4 protein-coding genes are annotated in these 7,001 nt (G+C 60.4%); 3 read left to right on the forward strand and 1 reads right to left on the reverse strand.

Translation table 11 applies throughout. The features are described from left to right. Positions 1-206 precede the first annotated feature (206 nt). The 3 genes from ACKJSM_RS25325 (at position 207) to ACKJSM_RS25335 (ending at position 6,411) form a co-directional block, all read left to right on the forward strand. A complete protein-coding gene (locus ACKJSM_RS25325; protein ID WP_236182208.1) occupies positions 207-2,096 on the forward strand; it encodes a DUF1302 domain-containing protein in 1,890 nt (629 codons plus the stop codon). A 27-nt stretch (positions 2,097-2,123) separates the two neighbouring features. Then, complete coding sequence (locus tag ACKJSM_RS25330; RefSeq protein ID WP_410239200.1) at positions 2,124-3,488, forward strand: DUF1329 domain-containing protein; 1,365 nt, start codon at positions 2,124-2,126, stop codon at positions 3,486-3,488. Between the two features lie 187 nt (positions 3,489-3,675). Further along, positions 3,676-6,411 (forward strand): LuxR C-terminal-related transcriptional regulator, encoded by a 2,736-nt coding sequence (locus ACKJSM_RS25335; RefSeq protein WP_410239201.1) that lies wholly within the window; start codon positions 3,676-3,678, stop codon positions 6,409-6,411. Between the two features lie 98 nt (positions 6,412-6,509). On the opposite strand, the gene ACKJSM_RS25340 is transcribed toward ACKJSM_RS25335, so the two are convergent. Continuing rightward, a partial coding sequence (locus ACKJSM_RS25340) for a type I secretion C-terminal target domain-containing protein (RefSeq protein WP_410239202.1) occupies positions 6,510-7,001 on the reverse strand: 492 nt, incomplete at its 5' end.

The following is a 7,001-nucleotide window of genomic DNA, read 5'->3' on the forward strand; positions in this document are numbered from 1 at the left end:
GCCGGCAGCTGCAAATCACACTTTAGAGGGATCAAGCAGTACCACCTGCTGGCTATAGTCCGCTCAAGGATTTTTAAGAACGGGGCACACGCACGAACGGGGCGATGCAACATTGAAGCGATTTCGGGAAGCCTCTGGCGCCCGGTCCTTCAGGCGTTTTTAAAAGTACTCACTGCCATAACAATAATGCACATGGAGTAGCGTCGATGACCTCAGTAAACCAGTTCTGGCGCCGGGCAAAGCTGCCTCTGGCCGTCAGTCTTGCTTCTTCGCTCGCCGGGCCAGCATTCGGCGTCAGTTTCAACGTCGGTGAAATCGAAGGCCAGTTCGACTCCTCCCTGTCGATCGGTGCCAGCTGGTCCACCCAGAGCCCGAACAAGAACCTCATCGGCGTCAACAACGGCGGTCACGGTCTGTCCCAGACGTCCGACGACGGCCATGCCAACTTCAAGAGCGGCGAAACCTTCTCGAAGATCTTCAAGGGCATCCATGACCTCGAACTGAAATACGGCGACACCGGCGTGTTCGTCCGTGGCAAGTACTGGTACGACTTCGAACTGAAGGACGAGAGCCGCCAGTTCAAGGACATCAGCGACAGCAACCGCAAGGAAGGCGCCAAGTCCGCCGGCGGTCAGATCCTCGACGCCTTCGTCTATCACAACTACGCGATCGCCGATCAGCCGGGCTCCGTGCGCCTGGGCAAGCAGGTGGTGAGCTGGGGTGAAAGTACCTTCATCGGCAGCGGCATCAACTCGATCAACCCGATCGATGTGTCCGCGTTCCGTCGTCCGGGCGCCGAGATCAAGGAAGGCCTGATTCCGGTCAACATGTTCTATGTGTCCCAGAGCCTGACCGACAACCTGTCGGCCGAAGCCTTCTACCAGCTCGAGTGGGACCAGACCGTCGTCGACAACTGCGGTACGTTCTTCTCCCAGCCGGACATCATTGCCGACGGTTGCACCGACAACCTGCGCGTGCTGAACAAGCGTTCGCAGATCCCGGCCATTGCCCTGGGGCCATTGGCGGCCAACGGCGTCAATGTCAATGAAGAAGGCGTGCTGGTGCCTCGCGGCGGTGATCGCGATGCGCGCGACAGCGGCCAGTGGGGCGCTTCCCTCAAGTACATGTTCGAACCGCTGGACACCGAATTCGGTGCCTACTTCATGAACTACCACAGCCGTGCGCCGATCTTCAGTGCCACCGGCGCGCCGCAATCTGTCTACAACACCGTCGCCGGATTGCCAGGTCCGTTTCAGGCGCTCGGGCCTCTGTTGGTCGCGGGCAACTCGAAGTACTTCGTCGAATACCCTGAAGACATCCGCCTCTACGGTCTGAGCTTCTCCACCACCCTGCCTACCGGTACGGCGTGGAGTGGTGAAATCAGCTATCGCCCGAATGCGCCGGTACAACTGAACTCCACCGACATCCTGTTCGCCGGTGTGCGTCCATTGGGCGGCCCGTATGCCAACGCCTCGCTGCTCAACGGTGTACCTGGCCAGGACCTGCATGGCTACGAGCGCAAGGAAATCACTCAACTGCAAACTACGTTCACGCACTTCTTCGATCAGGTCATGGGCGCCAGCCGTCTGACCCTGGTGGGTGAAGTGGGCATGACTTACGTGGGGGGGCTGGAGAGCCGGTCCGACAAGCGTTATGGCCGTGATCCGGTCTACGGGCCGGGTGAATTGCCAGCTACCGGTACCACCAACACCTGCGTCAACATCCTCAACAACGGCACCATCAACGGCGCCGGACCAGGTTCGCCGCAGAACAACCGCAGCCGCAATTGCGACAACGACGGTTTCACCACATCCATGTCCTGGGGCTACCGTGGCCGTGCAATCTGGGAATACAACGATGTCTTCGCCGGTGTGAACCTCAAGCCGAACGTGGCGTGGTCCCACGACGTCAGCGGTTACTCGCCAGGCCCTGGCGGCAACTTCGAGGAAGGTCGCAAGGCGGTGAGCCTGGGCGTCGATGCCGAGTACCAGAACACCTACACCGCGAGCCTGGCCTACACCAACTTCTTCGACGGCAAGTACACCACCGTGGATGACCGCGACTTCGTGGCGCTCAGCTTCGGCGTGAACTTCTAAGCACTGCATTTCAGGACGAACGAATTTATGAAAATAACAAAGAGTCTGTTCCACGCCGGTGTTCTGGGCCTGTCGCTGCTGGCGACCGGTGTCATGGCGGCGGTGCCTGCCGCCGAAGCGGACAAACTGGGCAAGAGCCTGACCCCGATGGGGGCCGAGATGGCCGGCAACGCCGATGGCTCGATTCCGGCCTGGAAACCGATGCCGAAGAACGCCGGCACCGTCGACAGCAAGGGCTTCCTGTCCGACCCGTATGCCAGCGAAAAACCACTGTTCACCATCACGGCGCAAAACGTCGATCAGTACAAGGCCAAGCTCGCACCGGGCCAGTACGCGATGTTCAAGCGTTACCCTGAGACCTTCAAGATGCCGGTCTATCCGTCCCATCGCGGTGCCACCGTGCCGGATGAGGTATTCGCCGCCATCAAGAAGAACGCCACCACCACGACGCTGGTGTCGGGCGGTAACGGTCTTGAAAACTTCGATACCGCCGTGCCGTTCCCGATTCCGAAAACCGGCGTGGAAGTGATCTGGAACCACATCACTCGCTATCGTGGCGGCAGCGTGACCCGTCTGGTGACCCAGGCCACGCCGCAACCGAACGGCTCCTACAATCTGGTGTACTTCCAGGACCAGTTCGTGTTCCGCGACAAGATGAAGGACTACGATCCGGCTAACCCGGGCAACATCCTGTTCTACTTCAAGCAGAAAGTGACCGCGCCGGCACGTCTGGCCGGTGGCGTGTTGCTGGTGCACGAAACCCTCGACCAGGTGAAGGAACCGCGTTCAGCGTGGGTCTATAACGCCGGTCAGCGTCGTGTACGTCGCGCTCCGCAAGTGTCCTATGACGGCCCGGGTACCGCGGCGGACGGCCTGCGTACCTCCGACAACCTGGACATGTTTAACGGCGCACCGGACCGTTACGACTGGAAACTGGTCGGCAAGCAAGAGATGTACATTGCCTCCGACAGCTACAAGCTCGACGATCCGAAACTCAAGTACTCCGACATCATCAAGGCCGGGCACATCAACCAGGATCTGGCGCGTTATGAACTGCGTCGCGTCTGGCACGTGACCGCGACCTTGAAGGAAGGTCAGCGTCACATCTACGCCAAGCGTGACTTCTTCATCGACGAAGACACCTGGCAAGCGGCGGTGATCGACCACTACGACGGTCGTGGTCAACTGTGGCGCGTCGCCGAGGCGCACGCCGAGAACTACTACGACAAGCAAGTGCCGTGGTATGCCCTTGAAACCCTCTACGATCTGCAGTCCGGCCGCTATCTGGCACTGGGTATGAAGAACGAAGAGAAGCGGGCGTATGACTTCGGCTTCACCGCCGCCTCCAGCGACTTCACCCCAGCCGCCCTGCGCCAGGATGGTGTTCGCTAAGCTGTTGCAAACCGAGGCCGCATCCTCGTGAAAACGCCCCGACTGGTTCGGGGCGTTTTTTTGCCTGTCGCTTTTTCAGTAGCCTTTTTGTAGCCATTTGTAGCAACGACCTTCATAACCGCTCCGTTTAAGGCTAGTCTGCGGACATCTGCTACGCCGCCAACAGCCATTCAAACAAGAGCCGGCCATGACTGATCTGTCCCCACTTCTGGGTCCTGCAAGCGTTGCCGTCGCGGCACTGGACGGGCGTTTTTTCCGTCCGCCGTTACCCGATGGCTACGTACTACGACCCCGTTTGTGCGAGCGCCTGAGTGCGGGGCTCGGAGGACGCCTGTTGCTGGTCAGCGCTCCGGCCGGCTTTGGCAAGAGCTCGCTGGCAGTGGAGTTCTGTCAAAGCCTCCCGGGTCATTGGCAAAGCCTGTGGCTGGGGCTTAGCGCTCGCGACAGTGACCCGGGACGCTTTCTCGAGCGCTTGCTCGAGGGCCTGCAGGACTACTTTCCAGAACTTGGCAGCCGTGCACTCGGTTTGTTGAAAATGCGTCAGCGTCACCAACCGTTTGCCTTCGAAGAATGGCTCGACGGGTTGCTCGATGAGTTGGCACTGCATCTGCTACCGACCTCGCCGCTGCTGCTGGTACTCGATGATTACCACCTCGCCCAAGGGCCGGTACTCGACCGTTGCCTGCAATTTTTCCTCAACCATTTGCCCGATGGCCTGCTGGTCATGGTTACCAGCCGTCAGCGGCCGGACTGGCACCTGGCTCGTCTGCGCCTGTCACGCCAACTGCTGGAACTGCACGAACAGGATCTGCGCCTGACCCACGACGAAGCTCTGGAACTGCTCGATCGTCACAGCAGTTCCCTGCGCGGCGAGGCGCTGGAAAACCTGATCCAGCGCAGTGAAGGCTGGGTGGCCGGGCTACGTTTCTGGTTGTTGGCGATTGCTGAAGCCGGCACCGAATCAGCCTTGCCTCAAGCGTTGAGCGGCGGAGAAGGGTTGATCCGCGAATATCTGCTGGAAGAAGTCATCGATTGCCTGCCCGCCGAGGTTCAGGCCTTTCTTTATGACACCGCACCGCAGGAGCGCTTTTGCAGCGAACTGTGCGACGCGGTGCGCGAAGCCCATGACAGCGCCGAAATCCTGCGTTTTCTGCTGGCGCATCAGGTGTTCCTCGTGCCGCTGGACGAGCACGGGCACTGGTATCGTTATCACCATCTGTTTTCCGATCTGTTGCGCAGTCGGCCGATCACCCGAGCGATAGTCCCGGCCGCCACGCTGCACCTGCGCGCCTGTCGCTGGTTCAATGCGCAGGGCTTGCTCGATGAGGCGGTGGAGCAGGCCTTGCGCGCCGGGCATCTCGATGTCGCGGCAAACCTGGTGCAGAACCTGTCCGAGGAACAACTGCTGGCCGAGCAAAACGTCGGCATGCTGCTGCGCTGGAAAATGGACTTGCCCGACAGCCTGCTGATCAGCACCCCGCGACTGATCGTGTTGTACAGCTGGGCGCTGGGGCTGGCCTGTCAGCTCGACGCGGCCGAAGAGCTGGCCAGTCACCTGAGCCGGTTTCTGCCAGCACCTTCGGCCACCGCACAAAAATCGATGTTGGCCCAATGGCTGGCGCTCAAGGGCATTATCGCCCGCGGGCGGGGGCATCGCGAGCAGACCATCGAGTATTGCAGCGAGGCACTGGAAAGCCTGCCGGCCAAGCGTTACGGCCAGCGCCTGATGTGTCTGTCGACCTTGTCCAATCTGGCGATTGCCGACGGTGATCTGTGGCGTGCTCGTGGTCTGAATCGTGAGTCGCTTGAGCTGGCACAGCGGGTTGGTAATCCGTTGTTCGAGGCGTTGGCGCATTACGATCGTGCCCGCGTCCTGCAGGCGCGCGGCGAAATCCTGCGTGCGCTCGATGAGGTGCGCCAAGGACTGGAGCGCTTGCGCGGATTGTCCGCACAGCGTTTGTACGCCGTGCGTGCGCGACTGACGCTGTATGAGGGTTTTCTGCTTGCCATGCGGTTGCAGCCTCAGGCGGCAAGGATACGATTGCAGGCAGGCCTGACTGAAGCGCGGGCCTGTCGCGACATCAGCGTGCTGATCGGTCACTGCGTGATCGCACGGCTTGACGGCAACAGCGGAGATTTTGCCAAGGCCTTTGCGGAACTGGCCGAAGCCGAACGTTTGATGCACATCTGGGACGTTCCGCCGATCTATTACCTGGCGATGATCACCCTGGTCAAATGTGAACTGTGGCTGGCCCAGGGGCGTATCGATCTGGCCGAAGCCTGGCTGGCGCGACTGGGCCAGACTTACACCGGTGAACGTGCTGCGGCACCGCCGGAGTTTCATCCGCAGTTGCCGTTGCACGTCGAACTGCAACAGGCGTTGCTGGACGTCATTCAGGGGCAGCCGTTGCTCGCCGAAGGGCGGCTGAACGTGTTGCTGGAGAACGGCCAGCAAACCGGGCGGCAACTGCTCAGCGTGATGGCACTGACGCAGAAAGTGGGGTTGCTGTTGGCGGGTGGGCGCGAACCCGAAGCCCGTAAGGCGTTGAGTCAGGCGTTGGAAGCGGCGGCTGGCGGGGTGCTGCAACCCTTCGATGCGCTGGTCAAGAAGCATGCGGACTGGTTGCGCGGGCAACTGTCACTGACTGCACCGACAGTCGTCGGTCAGCAGTTGCTCGAGCAATTCCCTCAGGCCCAGGCTCGCCCCACTGCGGAATCCGCCGCTACCGAACAGCTCAGCAGCCGCGAACTGGCGGTGCTGCGTCTGATCGCTCAGGGTTGCTCGAATCAGGAAATCAGCGATCAACTGTTCATCTCGCTGCACACCGTGAAAACCCATGCCAGTCATATCAACAGCAAACTGGGGGTGGAGCGGCGCACCCAGGCCGTGGCGCGAGCCAAGGAACTCGGGGTTTTGAACTAGACATTCTGCGTTATTGACGCAAACAGAAACGCCCCGAATCATCGGGGCGTTTCTGTTTGGCTCCCGACTTGTGAAAACAGGTCGGGTGTCGGGTTATATCAGGCCACCAGATCGTTGGCACTGAAGCTGTTCACACCCACCAGCTGGATTTCGAAGTCCGCACCGGAGTTACCGCTCACGTTGCCTGAGAGCACGTGATCGATGAATCGCAGTTGGCCCGCGCCAGTGAAGTCGCCCGCACCGATGAAGGTGAAGCCGTTGAAACCGGTGGTCAGCAGATTGGCATCAAACTTGGTCAAGTCGATCTTGTCGCCTTGTGCGCTGTTGAAGTCGGTGATGACGTCGCGCAGATTGCCCACTCCACTCTCGTTCCAGTCATTGAACGTGAACACGTCTGCACCGCTGCCACCGGTCAAGGTGTCAGTGCCCAGCCCGCCGATGAGTGTGTCGTTGCCGGCCCCCCCATTGAGCAGGTTGTTGCCGGCATTGCCGGTCAATACGTTGTTCAGACCATTGCCAGTGCCGTTGAGGTTGGCCGTGCCGGTGAGTACCAGATTTTCCAGGTTGTCGCCCAGGGTCCAGTTCACCGA

The sequence above is a fragment of the Pseudomonas sp. PHC1 genome (genome assembly GCF_046487845.1).
Taxonomy (GTDB): Bacteria; Pseudomonadota; Gammaproteobacteria; order Pseudomonadales; family Pseudomonadaceae; genus Aquipseudomonas; species Aquipseudomonas sputi.